Source organism: Pseudomonas cerasi (assembly GCF_027983475.1).
Taxonomy (GTDB): Bacteria; Pseudomonadota; Gammaproteobacteria; order Pseudomonadales; family Pseudomonadaceae; genus Aquipseudomonas; species Aquipseudomonas cerasi.
Map to the genome: position 1 here is coordinate 634,223 of NZ_JAQJVM010000003.1, position 23,327 is coordinate 657,549.

The window sequence follows — 23,327 nt, forward strand, 5'->3', positions numbered from 1 at the left end:
ATGCTCGCCTCCAGCGCCGCAACATTCCCATTGACCGCTGCTCAGCGCGACGTCTGGCTTGATCAGATCAGCCGCGGTGACTCTCCGCTTTATAACATTGGCGGCTATCTGCAACTGTCCGGAGCGGTTGACCCGGCAACCCTGCACAAGGCGCTGGAGCAACTGGTTGGTGCACATGAGGCGCTGCGCACGGTGCTGATGCCGGGTGCCGGAGCGGATGGCGTGCCGCTTCAGACTTATGCGGCCTCCATGCCGGTGTCACTGCCATTTTACGACCTCGGCAGCCACCCCGAGCCGGAGCAGGCAGCGCGAGCACTGATCAACGACAACATGCGCCGCCCGTACGTGCTCGACGGCAGCCCGCTACTCGACTTTTGCCTCATCCGTCTGGCGGATGATCGCCACTGGCTGGCAGGCCAGGCCCACCACCTGATTCTCGATGGCTGGGGTTTCGCACAGTTGTTCAAGTCCCTGGGTGAGCTTTACAGCGCATTGATGGCAGGTAAAGACCTCGAACTGGTTGCACCGGGGTACAGCGACTTCATTGCAGACGATGCCCGGTATCAGGCGTCAGAACGCTATTCGCTGGACAGGGCCTATTGGCTGGAGAAATACCGCGATTTGCCGGAGCCGTTGCTGGTGTCGCGCTATCACAACCGCCGGGCGACTGACCCGGCGCCGTCCCATGCCTGGGTGCAGCCGCTTCCCGGCACCTTACATGCGCGTATGAAACAATTTGCCGAGCACCACAACGCCTCTGCGTTTCATGTACTGCTGGCGGTTCTGCATGTCTATTTCACGCGCACTGCGCAACGCGACGAGTGGATTGTCGGGCTGCCGCTGCTCAACCGCAGCGGCGCGCGCTTCAAGGCGACGCTGGGTCACTTCGCTCAGGTCAGTGCCGTGCGCATGGCTTTCGACGACGGGCTGGACTTCGCTGCTTTGGTGGTCGAGGTGCGTGACGCACTGAAACGTGACTTCCGTCATCAGCGCTTCCCCTTGAGCGAGCTCAATCGCAGCCTCGAATTGTCGCGTGAGGGACGGGCGCAACTGTTCGAAGTTTCGGTGTCCTACGAGCTGGAGGACCACGGTTATTGCTACACCGATGCGCAGGCGCGGACGGTAAAAGTGTCCAATGGTTACGAGGCGACGCCGCTGGCCATCCATTTGCGCAGCAACAGTTGCAACGACGATGCCTCGCTGCACCTGGTTCACCACCGTGCCTGGATCGATGACGACGAGGCCTCGGCGATTGCCGGACGCTTGCTGCACGTTCTGGAACAGGGGCTGGAAAACCCGGCTTTGAAGATTCAGGACTTCCACCTGTCTGCACGTGCCGAGCAATTGCAACTGCAGACCTGGAATCAGACTGAAACGGCTGTGGGCGACGAGCAACTGATTCATCGACGCATCGAACAGCAGGCCCGTACTCGCCCCTATGCCGTGGCGGCGATATTCCAGGGGCAACACCTGACCTACGCGCAACTCAACCGGCAGGCCAATGCCCTGGCTCAGCGTCTGATCTACCAGGGCGTACGCCCTGACGATCGCGTGGCAATCATTTCGCGCCGTGGCCTGGAAACCCTGGTAGGGCTTTTGGCCATCCTCAAGGCGGGGGCGGCTTATGTGCCCATCGACCCGTCGCACCCGCGTGAACGCCTGCATTATCTGCTCAGTGACAGCGCGCCGGTGGTGGTGCTGACCCTGTCTTCGCTGATCGAGCGTCTGCCGCCGCTGGCAATGCCGCTGATCGAGCTGGACCATTGCACCGGCGGCCAGGGCGCCGAGAATAATCCGCAGGTAGCGGGGCTGGGCAGCGACAATCTGGTCTACGTCATTTACACATCCGGCTCCACAGGCCAGCCCAAAGGCGTGATGGTAGAGCATCGAACCCTGGCCAATCTGGTTGACTGGCACTGTCAGGCTTTCGATGTGAAGGCGGGCAGTCATACTTCTTGCCTGGCCGGCTTCGGTTTTGACGCGATGGCCTGGGAGATCTGGCCGACCCTGTGTGCTGGTGCAACCCTGCATCTGGCGCCGGTCCAGGACGGTGGTGAGGACATTGAAGCCATGCTCGACTGGTGGCGCGCGCAACCGCTGGACGTGAGCTTTCTTCCCACCCCGGTGGCCGAGTACGCCTTCAGCCAGAATCACGACCATCCGACCTTGCGTACGCTGCTGATCGGCGGCGATCGTCTGCGCCAGTTCACTCACAACCGCCGTTATGCCGTGGTCAACAACTATGGTCCGACCGAAACCACCGTTGTCGCCACCTCCGGTCAGGTGCAGGCCAATGGCGCGCTGCACATTGGCGGCCCCATCGCCAACACCCGTGTTTACGTACTCGACAAGCACTTGCAAGCGATGCCCGTCGGAGTACCCGGTGAGCTTTACATTGGCGGTGAGGGTGTTGCGCGGGGCTATCTGAACCAGCCGCAACTCACCGACGAGCGCTTTGTTGCCGACCCTTTCAGCGATGTCGCGCAGGCACGCATGTACCGTAGTGGCGATCTTGTACGCTGGAACGGCGACGGGACTCTGGATTACCTGGGCCGTAACGACGACCAGGTGAAGATTCGAGGCATGCGCATCGAGCTGGGCGAAATCGAGTCGGTGCTGGCCAGTCTGGACGGTGTGAAAGACGCAGTCGTGCTGGTTCGCGATCTCCATCTGCTTGCCTGGTTCACCGAAACCGCCACGGTCGACACCGACACGCTGTCAGCGGCAATGCGCGCACGTCTGCCGGGCTACATGGTGCCGCGCGCCTTCACCCGGCTGGCGTCGCTGCCATTGACGGCCAACGGCAAACTTGACCGTCGTGCGCTGCCCGATCCCGACCCGGCGTACCTGCTCGGCAACGCTTATGAAGCACCACAGGGCGAAGTGGAAATTGCCATGGCGGCCATCTGGGCACAAGTGCTGGGCATCGAGCGCGTAGGGCGGCACGACAACTTTTTCGAACTGGGCGGCCATTCACTGCTGGCCGTCAGTCTGGTAGAGCAACTGCGCAAGGCCGGACTCAAGGCGGATGTGCATGTGCTGCTCAGCCAGCCGACACTGGCCGCTCTGGCGGCATCTCAGACGGACGTCAACACCTTCAAAGTGCCGGCAAACCTTATTCCGGCAGGCTGCAAGCAGATCACTCCGGGCATGTTGAGTCTGGTGGCGCTCGAACAGTCAGCCATTGACCGCATCGTCGCCAGCGTACCGGGCGGTGCTGCCAATGTGCAGGATATCTACCCGCTGGCACCGCTGCAGGAAGGCATTCTCTATCACCACCTGATCGCAGAGCACGGCGATACCTATCTGCTGCAATGGCGCCTGGCGTTCGACACGCCGGAGCGCCTGTATAGTTGGGCCGCGGCCTTGCAGGAGGTTATCGACCGCCACGATATCCTGCGCACCTCAGTGGTATGGCAAGGCCTGGAAAGCCCGCAACAGGTGGTCTGGCGCAATGCCGAGCTGACAGTACAAGCCATCGAGTTCGAGGCCGAAGACCCCGAAACGGCTGTCATCGACCGTCTGCAACGCCAGTTCGACGCTCGTCATCATCGACTGGATCTGACCCAGGCCCCCTTGATGCGTCTGGTGCATGCCCAGCAATCGTCGAGCGGCGAAACCGTCGCCATTCTGCTCTTCCACCATCTGGTGCTGGATAACACGGCGATGGAGATCGTCAGCCGCGAGATGCAAGCGTTGCTGTTCGGCCACCGCTATGACTTGAAAACGCCAGTGCCGTATCGCAACTACGTCGCGCAAGTACGCCTGGCCAATGATGAGGCAAGCCACACAGCGTTTTTCACTGAAATGCTCGGTGACGTCGATGAGCCAACCCTGCCTTTTGGCATACAGGACGTACACGCCGATGGCAGTGGCATCGAGGAGGAGCGACGGGCCCTCGACCCTGAGCTGGCGCTGCGGCTGCGCGAACAGGCACGCCAGCTCGGGGTGAGCGCTGCAAGTCTGATGCACGTCGTATGGGCGCGGGTTCTGGGCGTGCTCGCCAATCGTCGCGACGTGGTGTTCGGCACTGTGTTGCTGGGACGCATGGGCGGTGAGGGCGCTGATCGGGCACTCGGTGTGTTTATCAATACCTTGCCGCTGCGCGTGGATACGGCGCAGGACACTCGTTCAGCCGTCAAAGCGGTTCACACGAAGCTGTCTGCGCTGATCGCCCACGAGCAGGCTTCACTGGTACTCGCCCAGGGCTGCAGTGCGGTGGCATCGGGTTCCCCGCTGTTCAGTGCCTTGCTCAATTATCGCCACAGCGGGGAGGTAAAACCGCAGGACGGCGAAGGGCTCTGGCAAGGCGTGCGGGTGCTCGGTGGCGATGTACGCAGCAACTACCCGCTGACCCTCTGCGTGGACGATCTGGGCGAAGGTTTCGACCTGCATATGCTGGCGCAGCAGGGTATGGGAGCCAAGCGTATCGCTTGCTGGGTGCTCAACACGCTGGAGCATCTGCTGGACACTCTGGAACAGGCACTGCCGCTGCGGCTGGAGAACGTAGCGATTCTCGATGCGGCAGAGCGCAACCATTTGTTGCTCGATTTCAATGGCAGCGAGCAGCCGTTCCCGCAGGACTGCACCGTGAATGCGTTGATCGAAGCGCAGGCTGCCAGCCAGCCAGACAGCCCAGCGGTGATTCAGGGCGGCCATGTCCTGACCTATGCTCAGCTCAACCAGCGCGCCAATCGCCTGGCCCACCATCTGATGGGTCTGGGCGTCAAAACCGATGAACGTGTTGCCCTGTGCCTGCACCGTGGTCCCGAACGCCTGGTTGCCATGTTGGCGGTGCTCAAGGCCGGTGCGGCCTACGTGCCGGTCGACCCGGTCTATCCGGCTGAGCGTATTGCCTACCTCCTACAGGACAGCGCGCCCCGCGTGGTTCTGACTGAAAACTTGACTCATGATCTGGCCGGCGATACTGCCCGGGTGAACATCGAGCAGGCTGACTGGCCTGGTTCTTCCGGCAATAACCCCTGCGTTGCGGACCTTGATGCGCAAAAACTGGCGTACGTCATCTACACCTCCGGCTCCACCGGTCAGCCCAAGGGCGTCATGGTCGAGCACTGCACGCTGGTCAATCTGGTGCACTGGCACTGTCAGGCGTTCGCTCTGCAGGCTGGCAGTCATACTGCGAGCGTGGCCGGTTTCGGCTTCGACGCCATGGCCTGGGAAGTGTGGCCGGCGCTGTGTGCCGGTGCAGTGCTGCATCTGCCACCGGCCGAAGTCGGCAACGAGCACATCGATGAACTGCTCGACTGGTGGCTGGAACAGCCACTTCAGGTCGGTTTCCTGCCCACCCCGGTGGCCGAGCAGGCCTTCAGACGCCCGCGCCAGCACCCGACGCTGCGCACGTTGCTGATCGGTGGCGACCGTCTTCGCCAGTTCGACAGCGACCCTGGCTTCGCCGTGATCAACAATTACGGCCCGACTGAAACCACTGTGGTGGCGACCTCTGGTGCCATGCAGCCGGGCGGCCCGTTGCATATCGGCGGCCCGATCACCAACACTCGCGTGTATGTGCTGGACGAGCAGTTGCAGCCGGTGCCGGTGGGTGTCGTCGGCGAGCTGTATATCGGTGGCGCGGGGGTTGCCCGTGGCTATCTGAATCGTCCGCAAATGACCGAAGAGCGTTTTATCGCCGACCCGTTCAGTGCCGCAACGCAGGCGCGCCTGTATCGCAGCGGCGATCTGGTGCGCTGGAATGCCGATGGTAGCCTCGACTATCTGGGGCGCAACGACGATCAGGTGAAAATTCGCGGCATGCGCATCGAGCTGGGCGAAGTCGAGTCGGCGCTGGCCAGTCAGGCCGAAGTGCAGGACGCCGTGGTGCTGGTGCGCGGTGACCGTTTGCTAGCCTGGTTCACCGAAAATGCTCCCGTCGAACCCGAAGCGCTGCGCGAGGCGTTGCGTGCACGTCTTCCCGCGCACATGGTGCCGCTGGCCTTCACACGCCTGGACGCGCTGCCGCTGACCAGCCATGGCAAGCTTGACCGCCGTGCCTTGCCGGACCCGGAGCTGGAAGCGCTGACCAGTCAGGCCTACGAGGCACCCGTGGGTGCAACGGAGATCCTTATGGCTGATCTCTGGGCGCACGTGCTTGGCCTGGAAAAAGTCGGCAGGCATGACAACTTCTTTGAACTGGGCGGCCACTCGCTGCTGGCGGTCAGTCTGGTCGAGCGCCTGCGCAACGCCGGACTCAGCGTCGATGTACGTGTCCTGCTCGGCCAGCCGACCGTCGCCGCGCTGGCCGCATCCGTGGGTAAAGGGCGTGAAGTCCCGACGCCGCTCAATCGCGTTCCGGCCGGTTGCACCCACATCACGCCAGAGCTGCTGAGCCTGTCACAGCTCGACCAGACGACCATCGAGCGCATTGTCGCCACGGTGCCTGGCGGTGCGGCCAATATTCAGGAAATCTACCCGCTGGCGCCCCTGCAGGAAGGCATCCTCTATCACCACCTGACTGCCGAGCAGGGCGACCCGTACTTGCTGCAATTGCGCATGAACGTCGACAGCCCGGAGCGTCTGGAGTCAGTGGCCGCTGCCTTGCTCAAGGTCATCGCGCGGCACGACAGTTTGCGCACGGCGATCGTCTGGGAAGGCCTGGAAACGCCGCAACAGGTGGTCTGGCGCCAGGCGGATCTGCTTGTCGAGCGTGTGACAATGGCGCAAATCGACACCCCGGCGGGCGCGGCGCGTATGGACTTGAGCTGTGCGCCGCTGATCCGCCTGGCCTACTGCCCGGACGCGGAAGGCCCAGGCCTGTCGGCAACGCTGCGCTTCCATCACATTGTGGTGGACGCCACTGCACTCGAAGTCATGCGCGAAGAAATGCTCGCCCATCTGCGCGGCGAGCCGGGCCCGACTCAGCCCGCTGTGCCGTATCGCAACTATGTGGCTCAGGCACGCCTGGGTGTCAGCGAGGCGGAGCATGAGGCATATTTCCGCGAACAACTGGGCGATATAGACGAGCCGACGTTGCCATTCGATCTGCGCGATGTGCAGGGTGACGGCTGTTGCATCGAGGAAGCCCAGCAGGTGCTGCCCGATGCGTTGCTACAGCGCCTTCGCAGTCAGGCACGGCAACTGGGTGTCAGCGTCGCCAGCCTGTTGCATCTGGCCTGGGCGCGGGTTCTGGGCGCGGCCACCGGCAATGACCGCGTGGTATTCGGCACTGTGCTGCTGGGTCGTTTGCAGGGCGGTGCGGGTGCCGACCGTGGTATGGGCATGTTCATCAATACGCTGCCGTTGCGGGTCGATCTGGGCAACCTCAGTGTGCGCGACGGCGCACGTGCCACGCATGCCCGACTGGCGGCACTGCTTGGCCATGAGCACGCATCCCTGGCTCAGGCACAGCGCTGGAGCGGGGTGGCAGCGCCATTGCCGTTGTTCAGTGCAATCCTCAACTATCGACACGCAGCAGGCCAGGCGCGCCAGGATGCGCAGCTCGATGCATGGCAAGGCCTGGAGATTCTGACCAGCGAGAAGCACACCAACTACCCGTTGAGCCTCAACGTCGACGATCTGGGCGACAGCCTGCGTCTGAGCGTTACCGTGCCACCCCGGGTAGGGGCGCAACGTATCTGTGCTTATGTGCAGCAGACGCTGGTGACCATGCTTGACGCCCTTGAAGGCCAGCCGGATCTACCGGTGCAGCACCTGTCGGTACTCGGCGCTGAAGAGCGGCAGCGTTCGCTGGTCGACTTCAACGCCACGGCGATCCACCACGATCTTCAGCAAACCCTGCACGGGCTGTTCGAAGCCCAGGCGGTGCGTACGCCGCAGGCGATAGCCCTGCGCGCCGGACGTGCACAATTGAGCTATCGCCAGCTCAATGAACAGGCCAACAGCCTGGCTCATCACCTGATCGATCTGGGCGTGCGGCCCGATCAACGGGTCGCGATCTGCGTCGAGCGCGGCCTGTCGATGGTGATCGGTCTGCTGGCGATCCTCAAGGCCGGTGGCGCTTACGTACCACTGGACCCCAGCTACCCGCGCGAGCGTTTGCAGTACATGGTCAAGGACAGCACACCGGTCGCCTTGCTGGTACAAGCCGGCACCCGCGATCTGCTCGACGACGAGCACGCCCTGCGGATCGATCTGGACAGCGTGACCTGGGACGCACAGCGTAATCAGAATCCGCGCGTTACCGGCCTGACCGCGGAGCATCTGGCGTATGTGATCTACACCTCGGGCTCCACCGGCACGCCGAAAGGAGTGATGGTCGAGCACCGCAACGTCAGCAACCTGGTGCAGTGGAGCTCGGTATTGTGCCCACCCAGCTCGGACACCGTCTTGCTGCAAAAGACCCCGATCAGCTTCGACGCCTCGGTCTGGGAGATCTTCTGGCCACTGAGCAGTGGTATTGCGCTGGTGCTCGCGCGTCCTGACGGCCAGCGCGATCCTGCCTACCTGGCGCAAGTGATTCAGGAACGCCAGGTCAGCGTGGTGCAGTTCGTTCCTGCGCTGTTACAGCAGTTCCTCGATCTGCCGCAGAGCAGCGCGTGCAGCAGCCTGACCGACGTGGTCTGCGGGGGCGGTGAGCTGACCGTGGAGATGGCCGCGCAGCTACGCAAACGTTTGCCAGAGGTACGCCTGCACAACGTGTACGGCCCGACCGAAACCACCGTCGATTGCAGTGTCTGGACGCTGCGACCCAACGAAGCTGTGCCGGACAGCGCCTTGCCTATCGGGCGTCCGATCAGCAACACGCGGCTTTACGTGCTCGATGCCCATGACCAGCCCGTACCGCAGGGGGTTATCGGCCAGCTGCATATCGGCGGTGCCGGGGTGACGCGTGGCTACCTGAACCTGCCAAAGACCGACGCCGAGCGTTTTATCGACAGCCCCTTCGTGACGGGTGATCGCCTGTACCGCAGTGGCGATCTGGTACGCCAGCGGGCAGACGGTAACCTCGAGTTCCTTGGCCGCAACGACGATCAGGTGAAGATCCACGGATTGCGTATCGAACCGGGCGACATTCAGGCCTGCCTGATCAACCATCCGCGTATCGAACAGGCAATCGTTCTGGTGCGCGACGAGCAACCGGGCGGGCAGCGGCTGGTGGCCTATTACACCGGCACACAGCTGCCGGTCGAGACCTTGCGTGAGGTGCTGCGCGCGCAGTTGCCGGATTACATGGTGCCAGCACTGTTCGTGCATCTGGATGCCATGCCCCTGAGCCCCAACGGCAAGCTGGATCGCAAGGCGCTGCCTGCGCCCGGGCAGGATGCGCTCCTGACCCGCCCTTATGAAGCACCGCAAGGCGAAACCGAAGCCTTGCTGGCCAGGCTCTGGAGCGAACTGCTCGGGGTTGGGCAGGTCGGCCGTCATGACAACTTTTTCGAGCTGGGCGGTCATTCGCTGCTGGCGGTGAGTCTGACTGCGCGCCTGCGCCAGGAAGGCATCGAGGCCGATGTACGGGCGCTTTTCGAACAACCTACGCTGGCGGGCTACGCAGCCATCACAGAGAACATGGAGATTACCCTGTGAGCATCAACGAACTCTTGGCGACACTCAAAGCTCACGAAATCCACCTGACGGTCAAGGACGGTCAATTGGTGGTACAGGGCAATCGCCGTGCCTTGACCGAGAACGGGCTACTTGAACATCTGCGTGAGCATAAGCCGGCGCTGATCGAGCTCATCGAACAGGGCGATTATCAGAACGGCAAGCGCGGCGCACCGGCATTGCCAGCCAACGGCATCGAACAGGGTTGCGAGCTAATCACCCCCGCAATGGTGACGCTGGTGGACCTTGATCAGGCGGCTATCGACCTGTTGATGGACGCGATACCGGGAGGTGCCGCGAATGTCCAGGACATCTACCCGCTGGCGCCGCTGCAGCAGGGCATTCTTTACCACCACGTCACCGCCACCCAGGGCGATCCCTATGTCATGCAGGTGCAATTCGCCTTTTCCGATCAGGCACGTCTGAACGCGTTCGCCGAGGCGTTGCAAACCGTCATTACCCGGCATGACATTCTGCGTACGTCGGTGCACTGGAAGGGGCTGGAAACCCCGGTGCAGGTGGTCTGGCGCCACGCTGAACTGAAGGTCGACCGCTCGCCGCTCGCGGCAGACCTGACGATGGACCTGGGCCAGGCGCCGCTGATGCGCCTGGTCTGCCATGCCCCTGCGGCAGGGCAACGGGTCGAAGCTACGCTGCTGTTCCACCACATTGCCATGGACCACAGTGCCCTTGAGGTGGTGCGCCATGAAATACAGGCCTGCCTGTCAGGGCAAGCCGAAATGCTGGGCGTACCAGTACCGTTTCGCAACTATGTCGGACAGGCGCTGCTGGGCGTCAGCGAAGCTCAGCATGAAGCGTTTTTTCGCGAAATGCTGGGTGATCTCGACGAACCGACACTGGCCTACGGCCTGCAGGATTTGAGCGGTGAGGGCGATGCGATCGAAGAGCACAGCGTCACGCTCGATCAGCAGTTGTGTCAGCGCCTGCGCGCTCAGTCGCGAACCCTGGGCATCAGTGTCGCCAGCCTGTTCCATCTGGGCTGGGCACGGGTGCTGGCGGGCCTCGCCGGACAGTCGCGGGTGGTATTCGGCACCGTGCTGATGGGACGCCTGCTGGGTGCCGAAGCCACAGAGCGGGCGCTGGGCATCTTCATCAACACATTGCCGCTGCGCCTCGATCTGGCTGAGCAGGGCGTGCAAGCCGCAGTGCGCGCCACCCATCAGCGCCTGACCGCGCTGATGCGCCACGAACACGCACCGCTGGCACTGGCGCAGCGCTGCAGTGGGGTAAAGGCGCCGACGCCGTTGTTCAACGCGTTGCTCAACTACCGCCACAGTGCGCCGGCGCAGGCGTCCGGTGAAACATGGCAAGGCATTGAAGTGCTACAGGCTCAGGAGCGCAGCAATTATCCGCTGGTACTGAGCGTCGATGATCTGGGTGAAGCCTTTGGCTTGACGGCACAAGCCACCGCAGGCATCGACCCGCAAAGCATTTGCGCCTTTATGCAATGGACCATGGAAAGCGTGGTCGATGCGCTGGAGCAGACGCCGCAGATGCCGGTCGAACAGCTTGATATCGTGCCTGCCAGCGAGCGTGCGCGGTTGTTGCTGGACTTCAATGACCGACGTGCCGACTACGAACGCAGGCTGACGATTCATCAGCGTATCGAACAGCTTGCAGAGCAGCAGCCTGACGCCATTGCCGCACAGGTAGGTGCACAACACCTTAGCTACCGCGAGCTGAACGCGCGGGCCAATGCGCTCGCCGATCATTTGCTCAGTCTTGGCGTACAACCCGATGACCGTGTGGCGGTGGTAGCGCGGCGCAGCCTGGAGACGCTGGTCGGCTTGCTGGCAGTGCTCAAGGCCGGTGCGGGCTATGTGCCGGTCGATCCGGCGCACCCGGATGAGCGCATTGCCTATCTGCTCGGCGACAGCGCGCCGGTTGCGGTATTGGCTCAACCGGCGTTTGTCGAACGCCTGCAAGGGTTGGGCCTGGCGGGATTGAACACCCCGCTGATCGAGCTGGACCTGGCAAACTGGCCGGAGCAGCAAGACAATCCTCATATCGCCACGCTCGATGCGACCCATCTCGCCTATGTGATCTACACCTCGGGCTCGACCGGCCAACCCAAGGGCGTGATGGTCGAACACCGCTCGCTGAACAATCTGATCGACTGGCACCGTGAGGCCTTCGATCTGCACGCGGGCAGTCATACCGCCAGTGTGGCGGGCTTCGGTTTCGACGCCATGGCCTGGGAAATCTGGCCGGCCTTGTGCGCCGGGGCGACGCTGCACCTGCCACCGGCCGAAATCGGCAATGAGCAGCTCGATGCGCTGCTTGACTGGTGGATCGCTCAGCCACTGCAGGTCGCTTTTCTGCCCACTCCGGTGGCCGAATACGCTTTCAGTCGCAATCTGCGTCATCCAACCCTGCGCACGCTGCTGATCGGCGGTGACCGGCTACGCCAGTTCCATCGCGATCCCGGTTTTGCGGTGATCAACAATTATGGCCCCACCGAAACCACGGTGGTCGCCACCTCCGGTCGCTTACTACCCGACGGCAGCCTGGACATCGGCAAACCGGTCGCCAACACCTCGATTTACCTGCTTGATGAACGCCAACAGTTGGTCCCGCTCGGGGTACCGGGCGAGCTGTATATCGGCGGCGACAGTGTCGCCCGCGGGTATCTGAATCAACCGCAACTGACAGCAGAACGCTTTATGCATGACCCGTTCGCCGGGCAACCACAGGCGCGCATGTACCGCACCGGGGATCTGGCGCGCTGGAATGCTGATGGCACCCTGGAATATCTGGGTCGTAATGACGATCAGGTGAAAATTCGCGGGGTGCGCATCGAGCTGGGAGAAATCGAAAACCAGTTCAGCCAATTGCCGGGTATCGAGGAAGCACTGGTACTGGCTCGTGAAGACGAACCGGGGCAACCACGGCTGGTGGGCTATTTCACCGAGCGTGCAGGCGCTGTCGCCAGCAGCGTGGAGCAATTGCGTACCGCGCTGCTGGCCCGTCTACCGGGTTATATGGTGCCCGGCGCATTGGTGCGCCTGGACAGCTGGCCGTTGACGGCCAATGGCAAGGTTGACCGCCGTGCCTTGCCGGTACCCGACCGCGCCGCGCTGTCGACCGGCGAATACCATGCCCCGCAAGGCGATCTGGAGGGTGCACTGGCCCTGATCTGGAGCGAATTGCTGCAGGTCGAGCGAGTAGGGCGTCATGACCGTTTCTTCGAGCTGGGCGGTCATTCGCTGCTGGCCATGCGCATGGTTTCTCAGGTACGTCAGCGCCTGTCACTGGAACTGGCCCTTGGCGACCTGTTTGCCGACAGTTCGCTGATCGCGGTCGCACACTGCCTGACCGCTGCCGCGCGCAGTCAGTTGCCGGTCATCGAAGTGCAGCCACGCAATGGTCCTGTACCTTTGTCTTCTGCTCAACAGCGCATCTGGTTCATGGCGCAAATGGAAGATGCCAACAGCGCCTACAACATCTCGCTGGGCCTGAAACTGAGCGGTCCGCTGGACAGTCGAGCATTGACGCGTGCGCTGGAACGTATTGTGGCCCGCCACGACAGCCTGCGCAGCCGCTTCAGCCAGGAAGACGACAATGCCTGGGTACAGGCAGCGCCGGTGACTGAAGTGCCGCGCATCTGCTGGCAGGATTTACGCGATCAGGACCCGCAAGCGCTGCAGGCAGTGATCAGGGAAGAGGCCGCGCAGCCCTTCGACCTGCAACACGACCTGCCGATCCGTGGCCGTTTGCTGTGTCTGGCTAAAGACCGTCACGTCTTGTTGCTGACCGTGCATCACATCGTTGCTGACGGCTGGTCGCTGGGCGTACTGACCCGCGAGCTGACCGCGCTCTACCAGGCGTTCAGTCAAGGGCAGGACGACCCACTGCCCGCGCTGGCGCTGCAATATGGCGATTACGCCGTGTGGCAACGCAACTGGCTGGACGACGAGCGGTTGAGTCATCAGGCCGATTACTGGCAGCAGACCCTGACGGGGGCGCCGGTATTGCTGACCCTGCCCACCGACCGTCCACGTCCTGCGCATCAGGACTACACCGGGGCCAGCGTCGCGCTGGATCTCGATCCGCGTCTGAGCAACGACCTCAGAGCCTTCTGCCAGGCACAGTCGATGACACCGTTCATGCTGTTCATGGGCGCATGGGCCGTATTGCTGGCGCGGCTGTCCGGGCAGGAAGAGGTCGTCGTCGGCATGCCGGTTGCCAACCGCCGTCGTGCTGAAATCGAAGGCTTGATCGGTCTGTTCGTCAACACCCTGGCCGTGCGTGTCGACACGTCGGGCGAGCCGGATGTGGTGACGCTGCTGGAGCGCATCAAGGCCCGCGTGGTGGAAGCGCAGGACCATCAGGACCTGCCTTTCGAACAAGTGGTGGAGCGCCTGCGGCCGCCGCGCAGCCTCGCGCACAGCCCGTTATTCCAGGCATCGCTGACCTGGGACGGCAGCCAGGGGCTGGAATTGCAACTGGGCGATATGCAGCTCGAACCGCTGGATGAACAGGCCGCTTTTGCGAAATTCGACCTGGCGCTGAGCGTCAGCGATGGCCCCGACCATTTCCGCTGCATCGTGGAATATGCCACGGCTTTGTTTGACCACGGCACCATCGAACGCTATCTGGGGTATCTGGAGGCGATACTGCGCGCCATGGTGGCTGACAGCCAGACGGTTGTGAGCCACATTCCGCTGCTGTCGGAGGCCGAGCGTCTGCAATTGACCGAAGGTTTCAATGCACCCGATGCGGTTTATCCGCAAGAGCAGACGCTGCACAGTCAGTTTGAAGCGCAAGCGCAGCGCACGCCGGATGCGATTGCCGTCAGCTATGAAGAGGAGTCTTGGAGCTACGCGACACTTAACGCCCAGGCCAACAGGATCGCGCATCGCCTGATTGGCATGGGCATTGGTGCGGACGACCGAGTCGCCATCTACACGCCTCGCGGCCTGCAGATGATCGCCGGCCTGCTGGGGATCCTCAAAGCCGGTGCCGCCTACGTGCCACTGGACCCGGCTTATCCGCTTGAACGTCTGGCTTATACCCTCGAGGACAGCGCACCGGTGGCGTTGTTGAGTCAGCGTTCAGTGCAGGGCACCTTGCCGGTCTCGGAAGTGCCGGTAATCAGTCTCGACGACGACTTGCAGGACGAATCCGTCTGCAATCCGCAGGTGCTGGTAAAGCCCGGCAACCTGGCTTATGTGATCTACACCTCCGGCTCTACCGGTAAGCCCAAAGGCGTGATGATCGAACACCGCAACGTTGCGCGGCTGTTCTCGGCCACCGAAGCATGGTTCGGTTTCAACCAGCAGGATGTCTGGGCGCTGTTCCATTCGTTCGCCTTCGACTTTTCGGTCTGGGAAATCTGGGGCGCGTTGCTGCATGGCGGGCATTTGGTGATCGTGCCGCAACTGGTCAGCCGCTCGCCCGAAGACTTCTATACGTTGCTGTGCCGCGCCGGGGTGACGGTGCTCAACCAGACGCCGAGTGCGTTCCGTCAGCTGATTGCTGCACAGGGCGAGAACGGCCAGGCGCATGTGTTGCGCAAGGTGATCTTTGGCGGTGAAGCGCTGGACACAGTCATACTCAAGCCGTGGTATGCCCGCAACGTGAATGCCGGCACACAACTGGTGAACATGTACGGCATCACTGAAACCACCGTGCATGTGACCTATTACCCGTTGCAGCCCGAAGACGCCCAGCACCTTGGCGCCAGCCCGATTGGCAGGCGCATTCCCGACTTGCAGCTGTATGTACTCGATGCTCGCGGCGAGCCGGTGCCGATGGGCGTGGTTGGCGAACTGTATGTCGGCGGCGCCGGTGTGGCACGCGGCTACCTGAACCGTGAAGCACTGACGGCCGAACGTTTCCTCGACAACCCGTTCAGCCACGCTACTGATGCGCGTATGTACCGTACCGGTGACCTGGCCCGCTGGCTGGCCGATGGCAGCCTGGAATACATGGGCCGTAATGACGAACAGGTCAAGATTCGTGGTTTCCGTATCGAACTGGGTGAGATCGCCGCTCGCCTGAACGATCATCCAGATGTTCTCTACGCTGTGGTGGTGGCGCGCGAGGATGTGCCGGGTGACAAACGACTGGTTGGCTATTACACCTCGGGTGAAGGTAAACCCGGGCTGGATATCGAACAGTTGCGTGCCTGGCTGTCGGGCCTGCTCCCCGATTACATGGTGCCTGCGGCCTATGTACGGCTGGCCAGCCTGCCGGTGACGGCGAACGGCAAACTGGACCGCAAGAGCCTGCCGGCACCGGATCGCGACAGCATTGCCAGCCGCGCCTATGAAGCGCCGCAAGGGGCGATCGAAATCGCCCTGGCGAGCCTCTGGGCCGAGCTGCTGCATGTGGAGCAGGTCGGTCGTCAGGATAATTTCTTTGAACTGGGCGGCCACTCGTTGCTGGCCGTGACCCTGATTGCGCGCATGCGTCGTCTGGACATGCGTGCGGACATTCGCGTTCTGTTTGTCCAGCCTACGCTGGCGGCACTGGCGGCGGCCGTAGGTTGCGACACTGAAATCAATGTGCCAGCCAACCTGATCGATGCGCACTGTCAGCGCATCACCCCTGAACTGCTGCCGCTGGTGGCGCTGGATCAGCCCGCCATCGACCGTATCGTGGCGCGGGTGCTGGGCGGTGCTGCGAATGTGCAGGATATCTACCCGCTGGGCCCGTTGCAGACCGGTATTCTTTATCACCACCTGACAGCCGGGGACCGCGATCCTTATTTGCTGCAGCCGCAGTTCGCCTTTGCCGACGCCTCGCGTCTCGACGCTTTTTGCCATGCCTTGCAGCGCGTTATCGAGCGCAACGATATTCTGCGCACCGGGTTGTTCTGGGAGGGTTTGCAAGCGCCGGTGCAGGTGGTCTGGCGTCAGGCGCCATTGCGGGTTGAAGAGACCGCCTTGCAGGACCTTTTCAATGCACCACGCGTGGACCTGACGCAGGCGCCGCTTTTGCAGCTGGTTTATGCCCATGATCCAGCCAACAAAAGGATCGCAGCAGTGCTGCGCTACCACCATGTGATCATGGACCATATCGGCCTCGATATATTGAGCCATGAGTTGCAGGCCATACTGCTGGACAACGAAGCGCAGCTCGCAGCGCCCGTGCCTTACCGGAACTACATCGCCCACGTTGTGCAAGGGCCTGGCGACGACGCTCATGAAGCGTTCTTCCGCGAGCAGTTAGGCGATATCGATGAGCCGACCTTGCCTTACGGCCTGTTAACGGCATCCGCAGAGCAGATTCCTGGCGAAGCCCGTCTCACGCTGGACGGCGGCCTGTGCCGTCAGGTTCGCGATCAGGCAAGGCAGTTGGGCGTCAGCGCTGCCACGTTGATGCACCTTGCCTGGGCGAAGGTACTGGGCCAGTTGTCCGGGCGTGACAGCGTGGTATTCGGTACCGTGCTGCTTGGACGGTTACGCGGCGGTGAAGGCGGTGAGCGCGCCCTGGGTGTGTTCATCAATACCTTGCCATTGCGCATGGATCTGGGCGGGCATTGCGCGCGCAGTGCGGTGCTCGACCTTCATGGTCGTCTGGTCGGGATGCTTGCCCACGAGCACGCTCAGTTGGCTCTGACCCAGCGCTGCAGTGCCTTGCCGGCTGGCGCGCCACTGTTCAATACGCTGCTCAATTACCGCCACAGTGCTGTGCCTGAGGTCGATGACCAGGCGAACAACACGGCATGGCAGGGGATTGAGGTGGTGCATGCAGAGGAGCGCAGCAACTACCCGCTGACCTTGAGTATCGATGACTTCGGCGATGGTTTCAGCCTGACAGCCCAGGCTGCGCCGGGCATTGATCCGCAACGGATTTGCGCCTACGTACAACAAGCCCTTGTCCACCTGGTGCAGGCCCTGGAGCAGCAATCGGCAGCAGCCCTGATCGAATCGTCAGTGGTGCCGGAGGCAGAACGCGAGCGTCTGTCGGTAACGTTCAACGATACCCGGCGTGACTACCCCCGCGAACAGCCCGTGCACCTTCTGTTCGAACGCCGCGCTGCGCTTCACCCGCATGCAGTGGCTGCCGTACATGGCCGTCGTTCACTCACTTACGGTGAGTTGAACGAACGCGCCAACCACTTGGCTCACTACCTGCTGGGACAAGGTGTGCGGCCGAACGAACACGTGGCAATCCTGCTGCCGCGCTCGCTGGAGCTGCTCATCAGCCAGTTGGCGATCTGCAAGTGCGCAGCGACCTACGTGCCGCTGGACGTCAACGCGCCTGCCGAGCGCCAGCATTACATGCTCGATGACTGCCAGGCGAAATGTGTGCTGACACAGAGCGCCATCTCGATGGGCTCGACGGTGCAGCGCATCGATCTGGACCGGTTGAACCTTGATGACCAGCCTGCGCATGACCCGGGCCTGCCACAGGCGTCCGACACAGCGGCTTACGTCATGTATACCTCCGGTTCGACGGGCGCCCCGAAAGGCGTCCGCGTGGCCCATCGCGGCATTGCCAGGCTGGTATTGAACAACGGTTATGCCGACTTCAACGAGCAGGACAGCATCGCCTTTGCCTCCAACCCGGCATTCGATGCCAGCACCATGGAAGTCTGGGGTGCCTTGCTCAACGGCGGGCAACTGTTGGTGATCGAACACACCACGCTGATCGACCCGACGCGTTTCAGTGCAGCCCTGCGTCAGGGCAATGTCAGCGTGCTGTTTTTGACCAGCGCGCTGTTCAACCAGTACGTGCAACTGATCCCCGAGGCACTCGCCGGCCTTCGGCTGTTGCTTTCCGGCGGTGAGCGTGCCGACACAGCGAGCTTCCGCACGCTGCTTGCCCAGGCTCCGGGCCTGCACTTGTTGAATGTGTATGGCCCCACAGAAACGACTACCTTCGCGACCGCCAGCGATGTACGAACGCTGGACGATAATGCCGAATCAATACCGATCGGCAGGCCTATCGGTAACACGACGGTCTACGTACTCGATGCTCATCAGCACCTGACGCCGTTGGGCGCGATTGGCGAGCTTTACATTGGTGGTGACGGTGTAGCGCTGGGCTATCTGAATCGTCCGGACCTGACCGCAGAGAAGTTTATCGCCGACCCGTTCAGCGATCAGCCCGGCGCGGTGATGTACCGCACCGGCGATCTGGGCCGCTGGCTGGAGGACGGCCAGCTGGAATGTCTGGGACGCAACGACGATCAAGTGAAAATCCGCGGTTTCCGTATCGAGCTGGGCGAGATCGTCAATTGCCTGCACCAGTTGCCGGGCATCAGGGAGGCTGTCGTTCTGGCGCGCGAGGATGAGCCGGGCAATGTGCGTCTGGTTGCCTATTTCACCAGCCGACTGGACGCCGAAGCGCCTGCACCAGAGCAAATGCGGGCTCACTTGCAGGCCAACCTGCCGGAATACATGGTGCCTGGAGCCTTTGTCGAACTGACCGCTCTGCCGCTGACGGCCAACGGTAAGCTGGACAGCCGTGCACTGCCCAAACCGGATCATTCGTCGCTGTTGGGGCTGGCCTACGAGCCACCGCAGGGCGAGATTGAAATCGCTCTGGCGCAGATCTGGGCTGAAGTTCTGCAGCTCGAGCGGGTCGGTCGCCACGATCACTTTTTCGATCTGGGTGGGCACTCCCTGCTGGCCATGCGCATGGTGTCGCAGGTGCGTCAGCAGATGGGGATGGAATTGCCATTGGGCGAACTCTTCGCGCTGGGCGAACTGGCAGCCGTGGCCAGTGCGCTGGCTGGTACCGGACGCAGTGAACTGTCACTGATCCTGCCTGCGCCGCGTGATCAGTCGCTACCGCTGTCGTTTGCCCAGCAGCGTTTGTGGTTTCTGGCACAAATGGAGGGCGGCAATCAGGCCTACAACATCCCGCTGGCCCTCAGTCTGCAAGGATCGCTGGATGTGGCAGCGTTGACGGCCGCGCTTGGGCGGATCGTCGAGCGCCACGAAACCCTGCGCAGCCGCTTCATCGCCCGCGAGGAGGGTGCCGAAGTGGTGTTTATACCTGCGACGGCCATGTCGTTCCTGCCTATCGAAGACCTGCGTCAACACCCGCACACCCTGACCGAACGCGTCGTAACAGAGGCCACCGCAGCGTTCGATCTGACGCGTGGGCCGCTGATCCGTGGCTGCCTGCTACAGGTGGAGGACGAGCGGCACGTGTTGTTGCTGACCGTGCACCACATCGTCTCCGATGGTTGGTCGATGGGAGTTCTGACCCGCGAATTACTGGCGTTGTACCCGGCGCTGCGTCGCGGCGAGGCCGATCCACTGCCAGCGCTGAGCATCCAGTACGCCGACTATGCGGTCTGGCAGCAGGGCTGGATGAGCGGCGAACGTCTGCAACATCAGGCTGCCTATTGGCGGCAGGCGCTGGAAGGCGCACCGACACTGCTGACCCTGCCTGCAGACCGGCCGCGTCCGGCGCAGCAGGATTTCGCCGGTGCCAGCCTCAACGTGCGGCTGGATGGGCAACTGACCGCAGGTCTGCGTGCGCTGGCACAGCGGCAAGGTGTCACGCTGTACATGACCTTGCTGACTGCGTGGGGCGCACTGCTGTCGCGTCTTTCCGGTCAGGCCGAGGTGGTGATCGGCAGCCCGATCGCGGGCCGTGGTCGGGCCGAGCTGGAAGGGCTGATCGGTCTGTTCGTCAATACGCTGGCCATACGCATCGACACGGCATCGGCACCCACCGGTGAGGCGCTGCTGGCACAGGTCAGGACGCGAGTACTGGAGGCTCAGGACCATCAGGATCTGCCGTTCGAGCAGGTCGTGGAAATCCTCCGCCCGACACGCAGTCTGGCCCACGGTCCATTGTTCCAGACGACGCTGAACTGGCTGGCCGGGGAAACGACGTTACCGGAGATGGACGGGCTGTTGCTGACGACGGTTGAGCAGCAGAGTCAGGTCTCCAAGTTCGATCTGTCGCTTAACCTCGGCGAGCAGGGTGATGCTTTGTTCGGCACGCTGGACTACGCCACTGCACTGTTCGACGAGGCAACAGTGCAGCGTTATTACGGTTATTTCGAACAGTTGCTGCGCACGCTGGTGAATAACCAGCAGGTGGTGCTTGCTGATATCCCGCTGGTGGGCCAGCAGGAACGCGAGTATCTGCTCGAAAGCCTCAACGCCAGCGCGGTGAATCTGCCGCAAGGTCAGACCATTCATGCCCTGATAGAAGCACGCGCCGAAGGCACGCCCGAAGCCGTTGCCGCCAGGGTCGGCGAGCAGTCACTGAGCTACGCGCAGCTGAACCGTCAGGCGAACAGCCTTGCCCATCATCTGATCAGCCTGGGCGTGCGCCCGGATGATCGCGTCGCGGTGGTGGCGCGTCGTGGGCTGGACACGCTGGTGAGCCTGCTGGCCGTGCTCAAGTCCGGTGCCTGCTATGTGCCGGTGGATCCGGCGCACCCCGATGAGCGCATAAGCTACCTGCTGACCGACAGCGCGCCAGCAGTGGTGCTCGCGGAACAGGCGTTCATGGCGCGCCTGCCTGCACTTACAGTGCCGCTGCTCGCGCTTGATCGACCTCAATGGCCTGAGCAACCGGCAAATCCGCTGGTGTCGGGGCTGACGCCCGGCGATCTGGCGTATGTGATTTACACCTCCGGCTCGACCGGGCAACCGAAAGGCGTGATGGTCGAACACCGCACGCTGGCCAATCTCGTCCACTGGCATTGCCAGGCGTTCGCTTTGCACGCCGGCAGTCACACGGCCACGGTGGCCGGTTTCGGTTTTGATGCCATGGCCTGGGAAGTCTGGCCGGCGCTGTGTGCAGGGGCAACGCTGCATATCCCGCCCGCCGAGATCAGCAATGAACAGCTCGATCTGCTGCTCGACTGGTGGCTCAAGCAGCCGCTGCACGTGGCGTTTCTGCCGACACCGGTGGCTGAATATGCGTTCAGCCGCGAGCTCTATCACCCAACGCTGCACACGCTGCTGATCGGTGGCGACCGCCTGCGGCAGTTCCACCGCGAGCCAGGTTTCGCAGTGATCAACAACTATGGCCCGACCGAAACCACGGTGGTCGCCACTTCCGGTCGTCTATTGCCTGACGGCAGCCTCGACATCGGCAAGCCGATCGCCAACACCCGCGTGTACCTGCTGGATGAGCACCAGCAACTGGTGCCGACCGGTGTTGCTGGCGAGTTGTACATCGGCGGAGAAGGCGTAGCGCGCGGTTATCTGAAACAGCCGCAACTCACTGCCGAGCGCTTCCTCAGCGATCCGTTCTGTGAGCACCCGCAGGCGCGCATGTACCGCACCGGTGATCTGGCACGCTGGAATGCCGACGGCACGCTCGACTATCTGGGGCGTAACGACGATCAGGTGAAAATCCGCGGTATGCGCATCGAACTGGGCGAAATCGAGGCGCAACTGACCTCGTTGCCGGGTATCGAGGAATCGCTGGTGGTGGCGCGCGAGGACGAACCTGGGCAGTCACGTCTGGTGGCGTATTTCATTGAACAAGGCCCGCGCCCGGCGCTTGATATCGCCAGGCTGCGTGCCGACATGCTGGATCGCCTGCCGGGCTACATGGTGCCGAGTGCATTCGTGCGCCTTGATGCCTGGCCACTGACCGCCAACGGCAAGGTCGATCGGCGTGCTTTGCCGGTGCCGGATCGCGACGCCATGCCAGGGCGCGAATACGAGCCGCCGCAAGGCGAGCTGGAAATGGCCCTGGCCGACATCTGGAGCGATCTGCTGCAAGTCGAGCAAATAGGGCGCAACGATCATTTCTTCGAACTCGGCGGCCATTCAATGCTCGCCGTTACCCTGATCGCGCGCATGCGTCGCCGTGGCATGGATGCCGATATTCGCGTGTTGTTTGCACAGCCGACCCTGGCCGCCCTGGCGCGTGCCGTCGGCAGCGGCGCTCAGGTGAAGATTCCGGCCAACCTGATCGGTGTGGATTGCACATCAATCACCCCGGACCTGTTGCCGCTGGTGAAACTGGATCAGGCAGGGATTGATCGCATTGTCGCGAGTGTTACCGGGGGGGCGAGCAATATTCAGGACATCTACCCGCTGGGGCCTCTGCAGGCGGGCATTTTCTATCACTACCTGTCCGCCGCTGAGGATGATCCCTATCGCTTGCAGGCACGCTTCGCCTTTGCCGACCGCTCGCGACTGGATGCCTTCAGCCAGGCGCTGCAACAGGTCATCGCCCGCAACGACGTGTTGCGGACTTCACTGTGCTGGGAAGGTCTGGAAACGCCTGTGCAAGTGGTCTGGCGGCATGCCGATCTGCCGGTGATCGAGGTGACGCTGGCGGCGCTGGATGCGCCCGAGCCGCTGGAGCTCGTGCGTGCACCGCTGTTGCGTCTGGTTCATGCCGATGACCCGGAAAACGGGCGTATCGTCGCGGTACTGCTGTTCCATCACCTGATCATGGACCACGTTGCCCTGGACCTGCTGAGCCAGGAATTGCAGGCGGTACTGCTCGATCAGGCAGCGCAACTGCCTGCGCCAGTGCCTTACCGCAACTACATCGCGCAGACCTTGCTGGGGGCGGGGGACGACACGCACGAAGCGTTCTTCCGCGAGCAATTGGGCGATCTGGATGAGCCGACCCTGGCGTACGCTCAGACCTGGTTGCCAGGGCCGGAGGTTGCAGGCGAGGCCCGAGTGCGTCTGGATGCGGACCTGAGCAGGCGGCTACGCCATCAGGTGCGGCAGCTGGGTGTCAGTCCTGCCAGCCTGATGCACCTGGCGTGGGCGCAGGTACTGGGCCGATTGTCCGGGCGTGACAGCGTGGTGTTCGGCACCGTACTGCTGGGTCGCTTGAATGGCAGCGAGGGTGCAGAACGTACACTCGGGGTATTCATCAACACCTTGCCG

The 23,327-nt window shown here is 62.6% G+C and carries 2 protein-coding genes (1 of these 2 cut by a window edge); both read left to right on the top strand.

Annotated features, from left to right (window positions below):
* Positions 1-9,498, top strand: coding sequence for a non-ribosomal peptide synthetase (locus PI739_RS19010; protein WP_271352099.1), 9,498 nt, complete (start codon positions 1-3; stop codon positions 9,496-9,498).
* Positions 9,495-23,327, top strand: partial view of a non-ribosomal peptide synthetase gene (locus PI739_RS19015; protein WP_271352100.1) — the 5' portion only. 3,948 nt of this gene lie beyond the right edge of the window; 13,833 of the gene's 17,781 nt are visible here — the first part of the coding sequence; its start codon is at positions 9,495-9,497; its stop codon lies off the right edge, out of view. The genes PI739_RS19010 and PI739_RS19015 overlap by 4 nt, the downstream gene beginning before the upstream one ends.

Bases quoted from the DNA above. Each gene is read 5' to 3' on its own strand.
- PI739_RS19010 (WP_271352099.1), top strand. From the start codon at position 1: ATGCTCGCCTCCAGCGCCGCAACATTCCCATTGACCGCTGCTCAGCGC.